15 protein-coding genes are annotated in these 18123 nt (G+C 63.9%); 10 read left to right on the top strand and 5 right to left on the bottom strand.

Annotated features, from left to right (window positions below; translation table 11 throughout):
* Positions 1–5 precede the first annotated feature (5 nt).
* Complete coding sequence (locus HWY05_RS22050) at positions 6–1322, bottom strand: YihY family inner membrane protein (protein WP_176059633.1); 1317 nt, start codon at positions 1320–1322, stop codon at positions 6–8.
* 178 nt (positions 1323–1500) lie between these two features.
* On the opposite strand from HWY05_RS22050, the gene wrbA reads away from it, so the two are divergent.
* Genes wrbA through HWY05_RS22025 form a run of 5 tightly spaced genes read left to right on the top strand, consistent with a single transcriptional unit; the run spans position 1501 to position 5719 of the window.
* Positions 1501–2103 (top strand): NAD(P)H:quinone oxidoreductase, encoded by a 603-nt coding sequence (gene wrbA / locus HWY05_RS22045; RefSeq protein WP_176059632.1) that lies wholly within the window; start codon positions 1501–1503, stop codon positions 2101–2103.
* Positions 2104–2162: 59 nt separating this feature from the next.
* Complete coding sequence (locus tag HWY05_RS22040) at positions 2163–2612, top strand: DUF2069 domain-containing protein (RefSeq protein ID WP_176059847.1); 450 nt, start codon at positions 2163–2165, stop codon at positions 2610–2612.
* A gap of 57 nt (positions 2613–2669) precedes the next feature.
* On the top strand, positions 2670–4088 hold the full coding sequence (locus tag HWY05_RS22035) for an FAD-binding oxidoreductase (RefSeq protein ID WP_035546965.1): 1419 nt from the start codon (positions 2670–2672) through the stop codon (positions 4086–4088).
* Between the two features lie 51 nt (positions 4089–4139).
* Positions 4140–4946 carry a metallophosphoesterase gene (locus HWY05_RS22030; RefSeq protein WP_176059631.1) on the top strand — a complete coding sequence of 269 codons (807 nt, stop codon included), beginning with the start codon at positions 4140–4142 and terminating at the stop codon, positions 4944–4946.
* A gap of 32 nt (positions 4947–4978) precedes the next feature.
* Positions 4979–5719: an SOS response-associated peptidase family protein gene (locus HWY05_RS22025; protein WP_176059630.1), complete on the top strand. Its 741-nt coding sequence runs from the start codon at positions 4979–4981 to the stop codon at positions 5717–5719.
* 51 nt (positions 5720–5770) lie between these two features.
* On the opposite strand, the gene HWY05_RS22020 is transcribed toward HWY05_RS22025, so the two are convergent.
* The gene (locus tag HWY05_RS22020) at positions 5771–5929 is read right to left on the bottom strand and encodes a hypothetical protein (RefSeq protein WP_176059629.1); all 159 of its coding nucleotides are present in this window, start codon (positions 5927–5929) and stop codon (positions 5771–5773) included.
* Positions 5930–6082: 153 nt separating this feature from the next.
* Positions 6083–7024, bottom strand: coding sequence for a LysR family transcriptional regulator (locus HWY05_RS22015; RefSeq protein WP_035546971.1), 942 nt, complete (start codon positions 7022–7024; stop codon positions 6083–6085).
* A 155-nt stretch (positions 7025–7179) separates the two neighbouring features.
* Here HWY05_RS22015 and HWY05_RS22010 point away from each other — a divergent pair, with 155 nt between their 5' ends.
* The 4 genes from HWY05_RS22010 to HWY05_RS21995 are packed head-to-tail and all read left to right on the top strand — an operon-like array spanning position 7180 to position 12181.
* Positions 7180–8871: an efflux transporter outer membrane subunit gene (locus HWY05_RS22010; protein ID WP_176059628.1), complete on the top strand. Its 1692-nt coding sequence runs from the start codon at positions 7180–7182 to the stop codon at positions 8869–8871.
* An 11-nt stretch (positions 8872–8882) separates the two neighbouring features.
* Complete coding sequence (locus HWY05_RS22005; RefSeq protein WP_176059627.1) at positions 8883–11117, top strand: FUSC family protein; 2235 nt, start codon at positions 8883–8885, stop codon at positions 11115–11117.
* Positions 11107–11307, top strand: a complete 201-nt coding sequence (locus HWY05_RS22000) for a DUF1656 domain-containing protein (RefSeq protein WP_176059626.1) — start codon at positions 11107–11109, stop codon at positions 11305–11307. The genes HWY05_RS22005 and HWY05_RS22000 overlap by 11 nt, the downstream gene beginning before the upstream one ends.
* Before the next feature lie 13 nt (positions 11308–11320).
* A complete protein-coding gene (locus HWY05_RS21995) occupies positions 11321–12181 on the top strand; it encodes an HlyD family secretion protein (protein ID WP_035546978.1) in 861 nt (286 codons plus the stop codon).
* A 305-nt stretch (positions 12182–12486) separates the two neighbouring features.
* Here the strand turns inward: HWY05_RS21995 and HWY05_RS21990 are convergent, their stop codons facing one another.
* On the bottom strand, positions 12487–14061 hold the full coding sequence (locus HWY05_RS21990) for a tetratricopeptide repeat protein (RefSeq protein WP_176059625.1): 1575 nt from the start codon (positions 14059–14061) through the stop codon (positions 12487–12489).
* A 520-nt stretch (positions 14062–14581) separates the two neighbouring features.
* Positions 14582–16258, bottom strand: coding sequence for a methyl-accepting chemotaxis protein (locus HWY05_RS21985; RefSeq protein ID WP_035546984.1), 1677 nt, complete (start codon positions 16256–16258; stop codon positions 14582–14584).
* Positions 16259–16757: 499 nt separating this feature from the next.
* On the opposite strand from HWY05_RS21985, the gene HWY05_RS21980 reads away from it, so the two are divergent.
* Positions 16758–18056: an MFS transporter gene (locus HWY05_RS21980; RefSeq protein WP_035546987.1), complete on the top strand. Its 1299-nt coding sequence runs from the start codon at positions 16758–16760 to the stop codon at positions 18054–18056.
* Positions 18057–18123 lie beyond the last annotated feature (67 nt).

Here is an 18123-nt window from a genome sequence, read left to right as displayed (position 1 = left end):
TCGCTTCAAGCCGCCTGATGCGGCATCGACGCCGCGTTTTCTCCACCATCCTCGGCACGCAGCGCGCGAGCGGCCGCGCGTGCCGTCAGCAAAGCGGCGAGCGTCACCTTCTTCAGCTTGTCGTTGTCCAGCGCGGTCAGCAGCGTGTCGCCATCCACCCGCGTAGCGTCGAGTTCGAGTTGATACTCCAGTTCCGCGCGGTCGATCACGAACAGATCGAACAAGCGCTCCACCGTGATCTGCGCCGGGTTGGCCAGCAGCAGGAAGTGCGGGCGCATGCCGTCCTCCTGCAAGCGCGCGATCCACTCGATTTCCTCCAGCTTCTGCAGCAGGTTGATCGTAGTGTCCATATCGCGGCGAAGCATCCGCGAAAGCTCGGGCACCGTGTAACCGCGCTTGCCCGCGTCGCGTGCTTCCGAAAGCCGCGCGAGCAGTTCGAGCGAGTCGAACAGATCGCTGCCCTCGAACGTAGGCCGGTGAAACTGACCGATGCGGATCGCCGGTAACGCGGACGCGATCATCGCGCCCGCCAGCGTGATGAACCAGCACAGGTACATCCAGAGCAGGAACAACGGCACGGCGGCGAAGGCGCCGTACACGGCGGTGTAGGTCGGAATCCGGCGCACGTAGTAGCCGAAACCGCGCTTGGCGAGTTCGAACGCGATCGCCGCGGTCACGCCGCCGATCACCGCGTCGCGCCACTCCACCCGGCAGTTCGGCAAATACACGTAGAGAATCGTGAAGGCCAGCGCCGTGAGCGGCAGCGCGGCGCCGGCGAGCGCCCATTCGATCAGCGGCGTGATGCGCTGCGCCGCCGTGAACGTCATGGATTGCGTGAACAGATACGAGGAAATCGACAGGCTCACGCCGATCAGCAGCGGGCCGAGCGTGATGATCGCCCAGTAGACGAGAATGCGCTGCGCGATGGGCCGCGGCTTGCGCACGCGCCAGATCACGTTGAACGCGGATTCGACCGTCATCATGGTCATCACGGCCGTGAGAAACAGCAGGATCATGCCGATCGTGGTGAGCCCCTTGGCCTTCGAAGCGAACTGGTTCAGATACTTGAAAATCTGACTGTTCAGTTGCGCGGGCATCAGGTGGTCGGCGAGGAAAAACTGCAGCGACTCCTGGAACGAACTGAAGATCGGGAACGCGGTGAACAGCGCGAACGCGACCGTGGCGAGCGGCACGAGCGCGAGCATGGTGGTGAACGTGAGACTGCCGGCCACCTGCGGAATGCGGTCTTCGCTGCTGCGCTGCGCGGCAAATTGCGCGAGCCTCTTGAGCGTGTCGAGATCGAAACGCACCCTGGACAACAAACCCACCTCCTTGCTTCGTGAACCCGTGTTTCTGGACCGTGCTTAGGGACCAGGCTTAGGGACCGAGGCAGGACGGGATCAGCACCTGGCCAGACCATTCCCGGCACCTGGCCGAACGGCTATGAGTGGCCTCTGCAGCGGACCCAACCCCTATAATACCCGTTCACCGATGAGGCCTATGAAAGACATTCTCGTGCTCTATTACAGCCGTCACGGCGCCACGCGCGAGCTCGCGCTGGCGATCGCGCACGGCGTCGACAGCGTCCCCGGCATGCAGGCGCGCGTACGCACGGTGCCGGCGGTTTCCGCCGTCTGCGAAGCGACGCAGCCGGATATTCCCGCCGAAGGCCCACCCTACGTCGAGCTGCGCGACCTCGAAGAATGCGCCGGTCTGGCGCTCGGTTCGCCCACCCGGTTCGGCAACATGGCCGCCTCGCTCAAATACTTTCTCGACGGCACCACGCCGCAGTGGCTCGCGGGTGCGTTGTCGGGCAAACCTGGCTGTGTGTTCACGTCCACGGGCAGTCTGCACGGCGGTCAGGAATCCACGCTGCTGTCCATGATGCTGCCGCTGCTGCATCACGGCATGCTGATCGTCGGCATTCCGTACACGGAGAGCGTGCTGTCCACCACGCAGACCGGCGGCACGCCGTACGGCGCGTCGCATTTCGCCCGCGCGGGCACGGCGGAACAAGACATCTCCGCCGACGAAAGAACCCTCGCCATCGCACTCGGCGCACGCGTCGCGCGCGCGGCGGCTTCCCTGAGCGCCCGGCCGTGAACGAGCCGAATGCCCAAGCGGCCGGCACGTCGACCGTAGATCAGGCGAGCGGCGCGTCCATGCCCGCCTCTTCCGCGACAAGCTCGCTGCCCGTGCCGCAAAAAACCGCTGCCGCCTATGGCGCCACGGCGGCCCTGATCGCGCTGATCGCGCTGTCCGTCGCGTGGGAATGGTGGCTCGCGCCGCTGCGCCCCGGCGGCTCGGCCATGGTGTTGAAGGCCGTGCCGCTGCTGCTCGCGTTGCCGGGCGTCTGGCGGCGTCGGCTTTATACGCTGCAATGGGCGTCGATGCTGATCCTGCTGTATTTTGCGGAAGGCATTGTTCGCGGCTGGAGCGACCGTGGTTTGAGCGCGCGCCTGGGCTGGCTCGAAGTCGCACTCGCCGTGGTGTTTTTTGTCTGCACACTGATTTACGTCGCGCCGTTCAAACGCGCGGCGAAACGGGCTGGGAAACAAGCCGTGAAGCAGGCGAAAGAACAGGCTAAAAATCAGCCAGGCAACAACGCCTGACAAAAAAAGCGCCCGCCGTCATCCATCTCCGCGCCCCGAACCCGCTGACCGACCAACATGACCCAAACCGCTTTCCTCGCCGCCTGCCGTGACGCCATCGGCGCAACCCATGTCCTGACCGACGCGCACGACACCGCCCCTTACCTCACCGACTGGCGCCGCCGCTATACCGGCGCGGCCTGCGCGGTGCTCTGCCCGGCCACCGCGAATGAAGCCGCCGCGCTCGTCAAACTCGCCGTCGAGCATCGCATCGCGCTGGTGCCGCAGGGCGGCAACACCGGCCTCGCCGGCGGCGCCACGCCGGACGCGAGCGGCGCGCAGGCGGTTATCAGCTTGCGGCGGCTGAATCGCATCCGCGACATCGATCCGCACAACAACACGATCACCGTCGAAGCCGGCGTGATCCTCGCCGAGGTCCAGAAGCACGCCGACGAAGCCGGCCGCCTGTTCCCGTTGAGCCTCGCGGCCGAAGGCAGTTGCACGATCGGCGGCAATCTCGCCACCAACGCGGGCGGCACCGGCGTGCTGCGCTACGGCAACACGCGCGAGCTGTGCCTCGGCCTCGAAGTGGTCACGCCGCAAGGCGAACTGTGGGACGGCCTGCGCGGACTGCGCAAGGACAACACCGGCTACGATCTGCGCGATCTGTTCATCGGCGCCGAAGGCACGCTCGGCATCATCACCGCCGCCGTGCTCAAGCTGCATCCGCGGCCGGCCGCGCGGGTCACGGCGCTCGCCGCGCTCGCGTCGCCGCATGCGGCGCTCGATTTCCTGTCGTTGACCCAACGCATCGCCGGGCCGCTGCTGACCGGTTTCGAACTGATGTCGGATTTCTGCCTGCGTCTGGTCGGCCGGCATTTTGAACAGATGCGCTATCCGTTCGCCGACACGCACGCGCAAGTCGTGCTGCTGGAACTGTCGGACAGCGAGAGCGAAGCGCATGCGCGCGCGCTGTTCGAGCGGCTGATGGAAACCGCGCTCGAAGAAGGCCTGGTGCAAGACGCCGTAGTCGCGGAAAACCTCGCGCAATCGCGCGCGTTCTGGAATCTGCGCGAACATATTCCGCTCGCCCAGGCCGAGGAAGGTCTGAACATCAAGCACGACATCGCGGTGCCGATTTCGCGCATCGGCCATTTCATCGAAGAGACCGATGCGGCGATCGCGCAGGCGGTGCCCGGCGTGCGGATGGTGACGTTCGGCCATCTCGGCGACGGCAATCTGCACTACAACGTGCAGGCGCCCGAGGGCGTCGACGCGAAGGTGTTTCTCAAGCAGTACCAGAGCCCGATCAACCAGATCGTCTACGACAGCGTGCACCGGCACCGTGGCAGCATCAGCGCGGAACACGGGCTCGGCCAGTTGAAGATCGACGAAGCAATGCACTACAAGCAGGACGTCGAAGTGCACTTGATGCGCGTTGTCAAACACGCGCTCGATCCGCTGAATCTGATGAACCCGGGCAAGGTGCTACGCTAACGTCTCAGGCCGCCGCCCTCTCCGGCGGCGCCGTTTGCAGGAGTCGTGGCCGTGAAGATTCGAGTGCTGTCCGATCTGCATCTGGAGAACGACGAACCCGAGCTGATACCGCATGTTCAGGCCGACCTGATCGTGCTGGCGGGCGACATCCACAATCACGCCGCCGGCCCGCGTTGGGCCGCGCAAACTTTCGACGATACCGTGCCGGTGATCTACGTGCCCGGCAATCACGAGTACTACGACGGCGAATTCGGCGCGCTCGACGCCGCGCTATACGATGCGGCCGCGCAGGTCGACAACGTGCACGTGCTGAACAACGCCACGCTGGTCGACCCGCAAGGCCAATGGCGTGTGCTCGGCACCACCTTATGGACCGACTTCGCGCTGTATGGCGCCGACCCCGCCACGCTGGCCGATTCGATCGATGCCGCGCGCCGTACCATGCTCGATTTTCGCGGCCCGATCCAGACGAACTGGCCGCACGACACGCACGACGCCGCGCGCGAATTCACGCCCCGCGATTCGCTCGCCCTGCACCAGCAGGCGCGCAGTTGGCTCGAAAGCGAACTGGCCAAACCGTTCGACGGCAAGACGATCGTCGTCACGCATCACGCGCCGCATCGGCTGAGTCTGGCTGAGCGGTATGCCGAAGACCGCGTGTCGGCGGGATTCATCAGTCATTTGCCGGAACTGGTGCGCGCGCCGGTCGCGCTGTGGATTCATGGTCACACGCATACGCCGTTCGACTACACCGTGAACGGCACACGCGTGGTCTGCAATCCGCGCGGTTACCTCGACCGGCGCACCGGGCAGTGGGAAAACCCGGCGTTCAGGTGGGATAAGGTAGTCGAGATCTAGTCCGTCATGCCGGTCGTCTCCGGAGGTCGCTCATGTGTGGTCGAATCAGCCAGTATCGCGATCCGCGCCTTTACACGCAGCATCTGGGTCTCGCCGATCCGCTGATGCTGTTCGATGCCGCCGACCGTCGCCCCGGCTATAACCTCGCGCCGGGCACGCATCCGCTCGCGATTTTTGCCGATCAAACGCTGCGCCCGGTCCACTGGGGCTATTGCCCGGATTGGGCGCGAGAGCAACATTTGCCGCAGACCATCAACGCGCGCGCCGACGCCGCGCCGACCGCGCGCTATTTCAAAGAATTGTGGAAAACCGGCCGGGTATTGGTGCCGGCGGACGGCTGGTTCGAGTGGCGCAGAGCGGCCGCACCGTCGACGGAAAGCGCCGAAAGCGCGCCCGACGTGGCGCCGACCGGCGCATCGTCTGACGCGACGCCGCGCCAACCCTACTTTGTGCATCTGAAAAGCGCCGCGCCGATGTATCTGGCGGCGCTATCGAGCGTACGCGGCACGGAGCCGCAAACGGAAGGCATGGGTCTGGTGATCGTGACGGCCAGCGCCGACGCAGGTCTTGTCGACCTGTACGACCGCCGTCCACTGGTGTTCGGGCCGGAAGCGGCACGTCGCTGGCTGGAACCGGATTTACCGGCCGATGAGCTGGAGCAACTGGCGCGCACGGGCGGCCTGGCCGCCGGGCGATTCCGCTGGCATCGTGTGAGTCACGACGTGGATCGCACGCTCAACGACGAGCCGGGTTTGATCGAAGCGCTGGATTGAAAAACTGAAAGTCTAAACACGCGGGCACAGCGAAAACGCTGCCCGCGAATTTCACCGATCGTGCCGCTGCGCCCGAAAATCCGCGCGCTCGACCTTGATCGGCACCAGTTGCGGCTGCTGCTCCCGCAGACGGCGCAGCAGATCACGCGACGCGGCAATCCCGATCAGTCCAAACATGACGGCCACGCCGATCATCAGATGCGTATCCATGAATCCCTCGTCCTTCCATTAGTGCGTTTTGCCGAACAGCAGCGAAATTGAACGCGTCCGGCTGAAGCGGCAGCGCATGAACGACACGTTAGCAAATCGACCGCACGGCAGAAGTAAGGAAATGTTGCGGCGCGGCAGCTATGTAACAGCCGTTCACGCACGCGCGAACTGCCGCAACTCTTCCTGATCCGCGGCCAGCGTGGCGGGCAATTCGTCGCGCAAAAATTCGACCCACGTACGGATTTTCGCGTCCAGATACTGGCGCGACGGATACAACGCGTACAGATTCATTTCCTGCGACGTGTATTCGGGCAATAGCCAGACGAGATTGCCGCTGCGCAAACCGCTGATCGCCGAGTAGATCGGAATCAGCCCGACCCCCATACCCCGACTCACCGCGACCGCCATGGCTTCGGCCACGTTCACCTGAAACCGGGACGAGCCCAACGCGACCGTTTCCTCGCCGTTCGGACCGTCGAAAGTCCATTTGTCCGTAGGAAACACCGGCGTCACCATTTGCATGCAGGTGTGGTTTGCGAGATCGGCGGGCGTCTGCGGCACGCCGTGCCGCTCCAGATACGCCGGCGACGCGCACACGATGCTGAACGCGCTGCCCAGCCGTTGCGACACCAGCCCCGAATCCGGCAGGCCGGTCGTGGCAAGCGTCAGCGACACGTCAAAACCTTCGTCGAGCAGGTCGGGCATGCGCTGCGCGAGCGTCAACTCGATCTGCACGTCCGGATAGCGCTCCTGATAAAGGCCGACGGCGGGCACCACGTAGTGCTGCCCGAAGCTCGTCATGGCATGCACCTTGAGCTTGCCGGCAGGCCGCGCGTGCGCGTCGCCCGCCTCGGCTTCCGCCTGATCCACGTAGGCGAGGATCTGCTCGCAACGTTGCAGGTAGCGCTCACCGGCTTCCGTCAGCGCAATGCGGCGCGTGGTGCGGTTCAGGAGACGCGTGCGCAGATGCGCTTCCAGATCGGACACCGCGCGCGACGCGTAGGCCGTCGTGGTGTTCAGGTGCTGCGCGGCGCCTGTAAAGCTGCCCGCTTCGACCACCCGGACAAATACGCGCATGTTTTGAAGCGTATCCATAACCTTCCTCTTTTATCGGAAGCGATTGTTACATGATTCGCAAAGGCGATTGTCTCAGATCCCGTAAAAATGCCTTGCATCTTTACAGGTTATTCCCCAATCAATCAAAAAATATAATGACGCACATGCTTCTATAGTCAATTTTGGAGGAAATCGTGCAGTCTCCGGTACAGAAAGGGATCGCCGCAACCGCGGTTCTTACGATCCTATTAACAATCGCCGGCTGTGCAAGTACCGGAGGCATCGCGCCGCAAGCGAACAGCGTGGCGCCCTCCTCGCTCGACGTGGGCAACGCGATCCGCGCCGCCGACGCGGACGCCCAGTGGCCCGCCGCCGACTGGTGGCGCGCCTATAACGATCCGCAACTCAACGAGTGGATCGCCGCCGCGCAGGCCGGCAATCCGAGTCTCGCGGCCGCCCAGGCGCGCGTGCGCGAGGCCATGTCGATGGCGGGCGTCGCGCGCTCGGCGCTGGCGCCGCAAGTGAACGGCAGCCTGTCGGTGCAGCGTCAGAAGTGGGCCGACAACCTGTACTACGGCCCGGGTCCGCTCGCGGGCGAGCAATCGTGGAATAACACCGGCACGCTGGGCCTGTCGTATCACCTCGATCTCTGGGGCAAGGACCGCAACGCCGCCGAACGCGCGCTCGACGCCGCCCACGCCAGCGCCGCGGATGCCCGCGCCGCCCAACTCGAACTGGAAGGCAACGTGGTGCGCACGTACATCGAGATGTCGATGAACTACGCGCTGCTCGACATCGCCAAGGCGACCCTGAAGCAACAGCAGCAGATCGTCGATCTCGCCAACCGCCGGCTGAAGGGCGGCATCGGCACGCAGCTCGACGTGAGCCAGGCCGAAACGCCGCTGCCGGAATACGACCGCCAGATCGACGCGCTCGACGAGCAGATCGCGCTCGGCCGCAACCAGTTGGCCGCGCTGGCCGGCAAAGGTCCGGGCGCGGGCGATGCGATCCAGCGTCCGACGCTGTCGCTGGATACCGCGCCGGCCAGCCTGCCCAGCAGCTTGCCCGCCGACCTGATCGGCCATCGGCCGGACGTGGTCGCGGCGCGCTGGACCGTGGCGGCGCAAGCGCGCGGCATCGACGTCGCCAAGGCCGATTTTTATCCGGACATCAATCTGCTCGCGTCGATCGGCGGTTATGCCGCGATGGGGCCGCTGTTCCAGTTCCTGAAGAATCCGTCGCATAGCTGGAGCGCTGGGCCGGCGCTGTCGCTGCCGATTCTCGACGGCGGCCGCTTGCGCTCGCAACTCGGCGCAGCGTCGGCGGGTTACGACGAAGCGGTCGATCGCTATAACCAGTCGATCGTGGGCGCGTTGAAGGACGTGTCCGATCAGGTGATCCGGATTCGCTCGCTCGCCACGCAGGCCGGTGATGCCGACCGTTCGGTCGCCGCCGCCCGCAAGAACTACGATCTGTCGCGTGAAGGTTACCGGCGCGGCCTGACCGATTATCTGAACGTGCTGGTCGCGCAGAACCAGTTGCTGCGCGCACAGGAAGGCGTCGCGAAGATTCAGGCCGAGCGGCTGGGCGCGCATGCGTCGCTGGTCACGGCGCTGGGCGGCGGGCTCGATGAACCGGCTAATGGACCGCAGGCGAATGAGACGCTGCCGGCACATGGCAAGGGCAGCAGCGGCAAAGGCAACGTGGCGGGCGATCCTGCCGCGAGCGCCGCGAAACCCGCAGACGTGTCCGTTCAGACCGGCGCGGCGAGCCACGCGGGCAACACCGTCGCGCCCGCCAGCCAAAGCGGAAGCGCAGGTAACACAGGCGTCAGCGCGGCAGTCACCGCAACGCGATCGTCCACCACCGCGCCCGCGGTCGAGTGAGGCAACCGGCCATGTCAGCCTCCCCTTCCTCCACCGCGCGCCCGACGTCGCTCGCCACGCTCTACGCGGCCGCCGCCGACTGGGCGCGCAACGACGGCCTCACGTGGATCTATCTGTTCAAGGCGCTCGCCGCCTGTTTCCTCGCGCTCGGCATCGCGATGAAACTCGACCTGCCACAGCCACGCACCGCGATGACCACCGTGTTCATCGTGATGCAGCCGCAAAGCGGCATGGTGTTCGCGAAGAGCTTCTACCGGATCTGCGGCACGCTCGTCGGCCTCGTCGTGATGCTCGCGTTGATCGGCCTGTTCGCGCAGCAGCCCGAGCTGTTTATTGCCAGCACCGCGATCTGGGTCGGCATCTGCACGGCCGGCGCCGCGCGCAATCGCAACTTCAAGTCGTACGGTTTCGTGCTGGCCGGCTACACCGCCGCGCTGATCGGCATCCCCGCTTCGCAGCATCCGGACGGCGCGTTTCTCAGCGCGCTGACGCGGGTCGCCGAAGTCGTGCTCGGGATCGTCTGCGCGGGCGCGGTCAGCGGCCTGGTGTTCCCGCAGTTCGCCGGCTTGCAGATGCGCGGCACCGTGCGGGCGCGCTTTTCGTCGTTCGTCGAGTATGTGTCCGCGTCGCTCGCGGGCCGTAACGACCGCGCGCAGATCGAAGCGACCAATGCGCGCTTCGTCGCCGATATCGTCGGATTCGAAGCGGCGCGCAGCGTGGCCGTGTTCGAAGGACCCGATTCGCGGATGCGCGGCGGCCGTCTCGCGCGATTGAACAGCGAGTTCATGACCGCGTCGACGCGCTTTCACGCACTGCATCAGTTGATGAACCGGCTGCGCGAAACCGGTCCGAGCCAGGACACGCACGGCGCGGCGATTGCGGTCGACGCGCTCGAACCGTACTTCAAGGAAATCGCCCCGCTACTCGCGAAATCCGGCGAACCCGTGCTGAGCGCCGCCGATGCCGCCCACGCCGCCGCGCAACTCGACGCCTACAAGGCCGAGTTGCCGAAGCGCGTACGCGCGACGCGCTGCGCGCTCGAAGCGCACCCCGACGCGCCGTTGCTCGACTTCGACACCGGCGCCGAGCTGCTGTACCGCTTTGTCGACGATCTGCATGCGTACGCGGCCACTTACGCGTCGCTTGCCGTCGACACGCACGAGCGCGAGCGCTGGATCGAGCGCTACGAGCCGAAGACCAACGCGATCGCGGCGGGCGTCGCGGGCGTGCGGGCCGCCCTCGTGATGATGGTGCTCGGCGCGTTCTGGATCGCGACCGCGTGGCCGAGCGGTTCGACTTTGACACTGGATGCCGCCGCCGTCTGCGCGCTCGCCTCGGCGTCGCCGAATCCGAAGCGCACCGCGTTCCAGATGGCCGGCGGCACGCTGGTCGCCTCCGTCATGGGGATGATCGCGGTGTACGGGGTGTATCCGCACATCGACGGTTTTCCGCTGCTGTGCGCGGCGCTTACGCCGTTCCTGCTGTTCGGTGTGTTTATGACGACGCGCCCGGCACTGGCCGGTTATGGCGTCGGCTACTGCATCTTCTTCTGCTTTCTGGCCGGCCCGGACAACGTGATCCATTACGACCCGAGCGGCACGATCAACGACGCGATTGCGCTGGTGCTGTCGATGCTGGTGGTATCGATCGCATTCGCGGTGCTGCTGCCGCCGTCGACGCCGTGGCTGCGCAATCGCCTGCTGGTGGACCTGCGCCGCCAGGTGTCGCTGGCGAGCCGCGCGGGCATGCGGCGGGTGCGTTCGCGCTTCGAGAGCGGCGCGCGCGATCTGATGTTCCAGATCAACGCGCTCGCGCAGAACGAGCCCGAACTCAAGCGCGACACGTTGCGCTGGCTGTTCGCAGTGCTCGAAGTGGGCAACGCGATGATCGATCTGCGTCGCGAAGTGGCGACGCTGCCGGCCGACGCGCGCTACGCGAAGACGATGCCGTGGCGCGTCACGTTACGGGCGATGCGCGATGCGCTGACCGCGCTGTTCGAGCGTCCGCGTGAAGACCGCTTCGACCGCGCGCTCGCCGCGACCACCGACGCGATCGCCGCGCTTCAGCAGATGCTGGCCACCTTTACGCCGCCGCGTGAGGAGCGTCATCAACTGCAACGCATTCTGAGTCAGTTGCATTTCATCCGTACCGCGCTGCTCGATCCGCAATCGCCGCTTGAACCGTTGGTGAGCGGACGCACCCGCGCCGACGGTGCATCAGAGAAAGGAGTTCGTCATGCCACGTGATATCGCTGTATTCGACGCCTACGTGCCGGCCATCGTGCTGCTGTTTATCGCGGGCGCCGCGCTTACCTGGGTGCTGGACCGCGTGATCGCCTATACGGGCGTGTATCGCGTGGTGTGGCATCCGTCCTTGTTCCGGGCCAGCTTGCTCGTGTGTGTGTGCGGCGTGCTGAGTCTCGCCGTTTATCGTTGATCAGAGTCGAATCATGACCATCCGAAATCTTGTGGGCTTCGTCGCGACAGCCGTTATTTTTATCGTCGCGATTTTGATTGGGCGCGTGTTGTGGGTTCATTACATGGATGAACCGTGGACGCGTGATGGGCGCGTGCGCGCTGAGATTGTCAATGTTGCGCCGGATGTTTCGGGTGCGGTTGTCGATCTGCCTGTGAAGGATAACCAGCTCGTTAAGAAGGGTGATCTGTTGATGCAGATCGATCCTTCGCACTATGAGATCGCGGTTGAGCAGGCGCAGGCTGCGGTCGCGGCGCGCAAGGCCGAATTGCAGATGAAACGGGATGATGCGCAGCGGCGGGCTGACATGGATGCTTTGGTGGTGTCCAAGGAAAGTCGTGAGAATGCGACTCATACTGCTTCTGCTGCCGAGGCTTCTTATCAGCAGGCGCTGGCTGCGCTCGATGCCGCGAAGTTGAATCTGGCGCGGACGCGGGTTGTTTCGCCTGTTGATGGGTATGTGACTAATCTGAACGTTTATCGGGGGGATTATGCGACGGCTGGGTCAGCCAAGCTGGCTATTGTCGATAGTCACTCGTTCTGGGTTTATGGGTACTTTGAGGAGACCAAGCTTCCTCATGTGCGAGTTGGCGATAAGGCCGAGGTCCGGTTGATGAGTGGGGGGACCTTGCAGGGGCATGTCGAGAGTATCTCTCGTGGCATCTACGATCGGGATAATCCTGAAAGTCGGGAGCTGCTTGCTGATGTTAATCCGACTTTTAACTGGGTGCGGTTGGCGCAGCGGGTGCCCGTTCGGGTCAGTATTGATTCGGTTCCTGAGGGGGTTGTTTTGGCTGCTGGGATTACTTGTACTGTTGTTGTTACGCCGGGGTGATGGTTTTTTGGGCTTGCGCTGGGGGGTGGGTGTGCTGTCTGTGGCGTTGGCCTTTCCTTGCTTTGTTAGTGGTCTATTGGCGTTGCCCCTCTGCGGGGCGGCACTAACTTCTCTTTGCCGCGGCAAAGAGAAGTCAGCAAGAGAAAGCCGCTCACACCGCTAATTCTTAAGCGGGTGCCCCGCGCAGCCACGGTAGTGGCTCATCTGGAATCTGTGCTCTCGCACATTCCGCCCTCGTGACACAGCAGTCATTCTTCCGGCGGCGCTTCGCGCGCCGTCGTGGTCGGTCGTGGGCGGTTCGGGGTTTAGTCGGTCGGAGAAGTCTGTTTGGTGAGTTCTTCCCGGAGCGATGCGATCACGTCGCTCCAATCGTCGCGCTTTGATTGGCGGAATAGGCGCGTGCCCGGATACCACGGGCTGTCGCTTCGGTTCAATTGCCAGCGCCAGTCGGGCGTGTAAGGCAACGCTATCCAGACCGGCTTGCCAAGCGCGCCCGCAAGATGCGCCATCGCCGTGTCCACGCTGATCACGAGATCAAGGCGCTCTATTAGCGCGGCAGTGGCGGCGAATGTCGTCAACCGCGTGGATACGTCACGCAATACGCCCCGCTGTACAAGCTGCGTCAAGCATGCGTCGTCAGTCTCGCGTATGTCGTTTTGCAATGCGATGAAATCGGCGTCAACTTCAAACAGGGACTGGATTTGCTCAAGCGACATCGAACGATGGCGGTCGTTTTTGTGCGTGCGGCTGCCCGACCATACGACGCCAATTCGGGGCCGTCGAGTCGAACCGGCGAACAGGTCGTCCCAGTCGGCGACAAGGGTTGCGTCCGCATGCAGGTAGGGGCCGGCCATCGCGAGGTCAGCTTCGCGAAGCTTGAGCATGAACGGCAGACTCATCGTCGGCACGTGATAGTCGAATGGCGGCAATGCCGCAGACTCGCCGATGACTTCGGCGGCGCCCGGATAGTCGTGTAGCAGCGGCAGGAGCACATCCTGCACGCGCAAGACGACGCGGGCGCCTTTTGCGCTGAGTCGATCGACGAAGCGCATGAATTGCAGTGTGTCGCCGTAACCCTGCTCGTTATGAACCAGCACCGTCTTGCCGCTCAGCGGTTGAGTGCCTTTCCACAGCGTGCTGTCAGGAAAACCGTGACTGCCGGGGCCCTCGAGCCAGCGCCATTCGTATTCGCGCCAGCCGTGTTCGAATTCGCCTCGCAGCAGATTCGTCTGCGCACGATTGGTGCGCGCGCCGACATCGTTCGAATCGATCGACAACGCCTTTTTGAATTGCAGCAAGGCGTCATCGAACCGCTGCACATCGCGCAACGCAACCCCGAGATTCACATACGCCCGCACGAAATTCGGCTTGAGCCTGATCGCCTGACGGTACGCATCGATCTCATCGTCGTAACGCTCAATCGCGCCGAGCAACGAGCCGCGGTTGTAATGCGCTTCGGCCGAATGCGGCTGGCTTTTGCACAGACGCTCGAGCAAAGCCAGCGCGCGCTGCTGCTCCCCCAGCTTGATCAGCGACATTGCGCCGCCGTGCAATAAAGAAGGGTCATCCGGGAACTGGCTCAGGCAACGCTCGAACAGCGCGACCGCATCCGCATGACGATGTGCGAGCTGACAGATCTGGGCGACCACATTGAGTCGCTCGACGGACATCGTCAACTGCCGCGAAGCTCGCACGAGGAAGTCCGCCGCACGGGGATGATCACCTTGCTGCACGGCGATATAGCCGAGCCCTTCGAGCGCCTCGCCGTGCTCCGGCACGTTCGATAGCACACCGTGCAGCAGCTCGGCGGCATCATCGAGTTGCCCCGCCTCGAAGCATTGCTGGGCGGAGTCGAGAACCTGATTCGTGTCGTAAGTCATGGCAATTCGCATCGCCGAAAAGCGCGACACATTGATAGCAGAGGAATCACCAGATTGTACGTGAGCACCCCCACCCACAACGGCGGCCACACCGACCGCAGGGGCGCGCGCAGCGCCGCCGGAAGAAAGACGCCCTTATCACGAGCGCGGAATGTGCGAGAGCACAGATTCCAGATGAGCCACTACCGCGGCAGGCGATGACCCCGCTTAGCAGGGGCCATGCTTGAACGACCGCGACGGCGCGCGCAGCGCCGCCGGAAGAATGACGCCTTTGTCACGAGCGCGGAATGCGCGAGAACACGGATTCCAGATGAGCCACTACCGCGGCTGCGCGGGGAACCCGCTTAAAAATTAGCGGTGTAAGCGGCTTTCTCTTGCTGACTTCTCTTTGCCGCGGCAAAGAGAAGTTAGTGCCGCCCCGCACAGGGGCGACGCTAATAGACCACCGTGACATCAAGGAAAGGCCAACACCCCAGGCAAACAACCAAACACCCAACCCGCCGACCAGCCCCCCCTTACCTCACAACCTAAACTTCCCAACCATCCCCTTCAACCCTCTAGCCTGATCATCAAGAGACCTGGCAGCAGCGGTAGCCTGCTCAACCAACGCCGCATTCTGCTGCGTCCCAGAATCCATCTGCGTGACCGCGAGGTTAATCTCCTCAATCCCAGCACTCTGCTCAGAGGAGGCAGCAGAAATCTCCCCCATGATATCGGTCACCCGCTTAACGGCCTTAACAACCTCATCCATGGTCTGCCCAGCATCCTGAGCCAACGCCGACCCATTCCCCACCCGCTCAACCGACGTACTAATCAGCCCTTTAATCTCTTTAGCAGCAGCAGCACTCCGCTGCGCCAGATTCCGCACCTCAGCCGCGACAACCGAAAACCCACGCCCCTCCTCCCCAGCCCGCGCAGCCTCAACCGCCGCATTCAACGCCAGAATATTGGTCTGAAACGCGATCCCTTCGATCACCCCAATAATGTCGCCAATACTGCGCGCGCTATCGTTGATCTCATTCATCGTCGCGACCACGCGACTCACCACCGCGCCACCCTTCTCCGCAATATCCGACGCGTTATGCGCCAGCGTGCTCGCCTGCTTCGCGTTATCGGCGTTCTGCCGCACCGTCGACGTCAACTGCTCCATGCTGCTCGCGGTCCGCTCGAGCGCCATCGCCTGCTGCTCGGTGCGCTGCGACAGATCCAGATTGCCCATCGCAATTTCACCCGACGCCGTCGCAATCGCATCGGCGCTCGACGCAATGTCGGCCACCGTCGTGGCCAGTCCGCTTTGCATGTCGTGCAGCGCGAACAGCATGCTCGACTTGTCCTTGCGCCCCAACGCGATCTCGTTCGACAGATCGCCCGCCGCGATCCGGCTGGCAATCTCCTTCGCGTATCCCGGCTCTCCGCCGAGCTGGCCGGCCAGACGTCGCACCACCCATTCGCTGATACCGAACGCGAGCACGATCAGCCCGATCGTCATCACCGCGATCATCACGAACGACGAGTGGTAAATGAAGCCCGATGCATCGATCGTCGCCTTCGCGGCGGTGCCGCGCTGCACGACGAGTTCGTCGACCATCTTTTCGAGCTTGTCGGTTTCGACCAGCAGCGACACGTCCTGCGTGCCGACCTGCCAGTTCATTTGCGACAGATCGAGCGGCTGTGCTTTCACGAGCGTCACGAAGTCGCGCAGGTGCCCGCTCCAGACCGTGACGGCGGCGGCGAATTTCTTCTGCTGGTCGACCGCCTTGGCGTCCGACGTATCGACGTACTGCTGCAGCGTGACGAGTTGCGCGGCCAGGCCGTTCAACCCTTTGTCGATGTCGCCGCCGAGATCGTCGCGTTCCTTCGCGGTGGTCGCGGTCAGCAGCATTTTTTGCGCGCGGCTCGCGCGCAGCATGTGGCCGCGCGCCTCTTCGGCCGCGCGGCTGGCAACGTGCCCCTGGTCGTAGATGGATTGCGCGGAGGCGTTCAACCGGCTGATCTGCGTCAGCGAAAACACGCCGATCAGCAGCGTACCGATCAGCAGCACCGCGAAGGCGAGACGCAGCATCACCTTCACCGACAAACCCTTGAGCTTCACGCCGCGCGAGCGGCTGCTCTGGCCACGCGGCGGCAACTTGCCCGCCGAATCCCCCTCTGGAACAAAACCCACACCTGCCTGGCTGCCCAGCGACACTGCTTTCATATTCCCCGTCCCCACATGTAGAGCTGCCGGAAAGGTCAGTCCCGGCATTGCTGCCTATCTCTCCGGGTCTACGGCAAGAACGTCTGCGATCTTTAGCGTCGCTCGCGAAATGCCGACCGCGTATTGCCCGGTCCTCGACGCATCGCCTTGTAAGCTTCGCGCCCGCGACCGTTTTATACATGGCCAAAAATCCCCGAGCCGGATTTATCCGACGAGTCGCCAGCCACCCGTGGTAAGGGCAACACACGCGCCTCAAGCACCGTGACGGTGCAGGCGGCTCCCGCTTTCGGCGTGTCGGGATGTGGCCTGCATCGACAAATCATGTCCGATTCGCGACAAAACTTGTCCTTACATTTCGCTCAAGCCACATTAAACTGCGACAAATAGCTGATTACGCCGGTTGCCGCGTCGAAATGTCGCAGCAGTCCACGCCCAGCGGCAAGGCGCACCGGCAGCATCGAATCCTTTCCCGTCATCTTCCTTTTCTTTCATCTACCGCATGGAAACGAGCCTCGATAAAAGCGCCCTCGCCGGCGCGTCGGCCGGAGCCGGAAACGGCACTGTGTCCGCCAACTCCGCTGCCCATCCCGCAGCCAACCCCGCCACTGCGCAACCGGCCGCCACGGTTCAGCGCACGGTGTATTCCGTGCTCGGCGCGATCAGCTTTTCGCACCTGCTCAACGACATGATCCAGTCGTTGATCCTGGCGATCTACCCGATGCTGAAAGACAACTTCGCGCTGTCGTTCGGTCAGATCGGGCTGATCACGCTGACCTATCAGATCACCGCGTCGCTGCTGCAGCCGTTTATCGGCATCTATACCGACAAGCATCCGAAGCCGTATTCCCTGCCGGTCGGCATGGGCTTCACGCTCGCGGGCCTGCTGCTGATGTCGGTCGCGCCGAGCTTCGGCGTGCTGCTGGTCGCGGCGGCGCTGGTCGGCTGCGGCTCGTCGGTGTTTCACCCGGAGTCGTCGCGGGTCGCGCGCATGGCGTCGGGCGGCAAGCACGGTCTCGCGCAGTCGCTGTTCCAGGTGGGCGGCAACGCGGGCTCGTCGCTCGGGCCGCTGCTCGCCGCGCTGATCGTGATTCCGCACGGCCAGCGCAGCATCGCCTGGTTCTCGGTGGCGGCGCTGGTCGCGATCGTCGTGCTGACGCAGATCGGCCGCTGGTACAAACGGCATCCGTCGATCAAGAAGGCGCGCAACTCGGCACCGCACGCCACGCTGTCGCGCAACAAGGTCATGTTCGCGATGGGCGTGCTGATGCTCCTGGTGTTCTCGAAGTACTTCTACCTCGCCAGCCTCAACAGCTACTTCACCTTTTATCTGATCGACAAGTTCCATCTGCCGGTGCAGGCCGCGCAGATCCATCTGTTCGTGTTCCTCGCCGCGGTGGCCGCGGGCACGGTGATCGGCGGTCCGATCGGCGACCGGATCGGCCGCAAGTACGTGATCTGGGTATCGATTCTCGGCGTCGCGCCGTTCACGCTGCTGCTGCCCTACGCGAACCTGTTCTGGACCAGCGTGCTGACGGTGATCATCGGCGTGGTGCTGGCCTCGGCGTTCTCGGCGATCATCGTCTATGCGCAGGAGCTGATTCCCGGCAAGGTGGGCATGGTCGCGGGGTTGTTCTTCGGCTTCGCGTTCGGCATGGGCGGCGTCGGCGCCGCGGTGCTTGGGCAGTTGGCCGACGCCACCAGCATCGCGTACGTGTACAAGGTCTGTTCGTTCCTGCCGCTGATCGGCGTGCTGACGGTGTTTCTGCCGGATGTCGAAGGCAAGCGCGCGAAGGCGTGAGCGGTTAGCTCGAAAGTGGGTTTCAGAGAAAGGCGCTGCGGCGCCTTTTTTTGTGGGTCGGTCGCTC

The organism is Paraburkholderia sp. BCC1876 (genome assembly GCF_902833695.1).
GTDB lineage: Bacteria > Pseudomonadota > Gammaproteobacteria > Burkholderiales > Burkholderiaceae > Paraburkholderia.
This window is presented reverse-complemented; position numbering and strand designations above follow the sequence as displayed.